1 protein-coding gene is annotated in these 1,110 nt (G+C 39.2%); it reads right to left on the bottom strand.

Going from position 1 to position 1,110, the window contains the following annotated elements; translation table 11 throughout:
• Positions 1-1,110: two-component regulator propeller domain-containing protein (locus tag ABJV04_RS16890; RefSeq protein ID WP_348492761.1), on the bottom strand; the 1,110-nt coding region annotated here is incomplete at both ends.

The raw sequence follows: 1,110 nt of genomic DNA, 5'->3' as shown, positions 1-1,110 counted from the left end.
GCCCAACCAAAGCGTTCCGTCGGGTTCCTCGTAATATGACTCCACCGTTTTTAGCAGCTTATTATTGGTGTTGTCGGTTAATTGCAGCTCAGACCATGAAATTCCATCATAGCTTTTTACGCCCCAATCCCAGATTCCGGTAAGGATATTTCCATTATTTTGTTCGAACATAGAACGAACTAACGACTTGCCATTCGGGAGATTTGGCCCATACCAAAAATCGATACGATTATTGGTTACTCGGTTTACCCCCGAATCAAAGGTTCCAATCCAAACTGCGTGGTCCTTATCTTCAATAATACTGTATGCATTTAATCCGCCTAAGCCATGCGAGCTTTCAAGCACGCGAAAGGGGTTTACAGTGATGCGTTTCAATCCCTGCCCAGAGGTACTTACCCACAAGTTCCCTTCTTTATCTTGCAAAGTTTGAATGATACGCAGATTTGTCCCTACCGAAAATATGATTTCATCTCGGTATTTAATTTTGTCAGAAGACACATAGATTCGTTCACCATTCCAAATTGGATTGAACTCTGCATAATCCACGTTAAAGCCGTCTGTACTAGGAATTTTGTGGAGAACTGAGCTATTTAAATCAAGTTCATAGTAATCAGAATAGGTGCTTATAAATAATTGATCGGGCTCAATTTCAAATACCGAAATCTTGGCAGTGCCTTCTACTTTATTAATAGAATATGTTTGGGATTGCTGAGATGTCATATCATACACCAATAGATGAGCATAATTATATGCAAGAAGTTTATTATTGCTTAAAAGCTTAAGCTGTATTGATGTATCAGATTGATCAAATGGCAATGCAGCAGGTGCAACGATGGTTTTAATATACCCTTCATCATATATATAAATACCTTCTTTATTTATTACATAGGCAGTGGAATCGGTTAATGGCACAAAATCGGAAACCGAAAAAGGTAAGGGCGGCTTTAATCCCCAAGACTGGGTGTTAGGTTCGAAAATTCGAATTTTTTTATTATTGATTGCCCAAATCGAACCCGATTCAGATATATTAAAATCTGCCCAAGCCCGATCGCCTGTTCCGTTAAGGGTGTCATATACGGTGATTTCGCCTGCTTTCCATCTGCTTAAATT

The organism is Aliiglaciecola sp., assembly GCF_039982535.1.
In the GTDB taxonomy this organism is placed as follows: domain Bacteria; phylum Pseudomonadota; class Gammaproteobacteria; order Enterobacterales; family Alteromonadaceae; genus Aliiglaciecola.
Note: the sequence above shows the minus strand (reverse complement) of the source record. Positions and strands in the feature narration are given on the sequence as shown.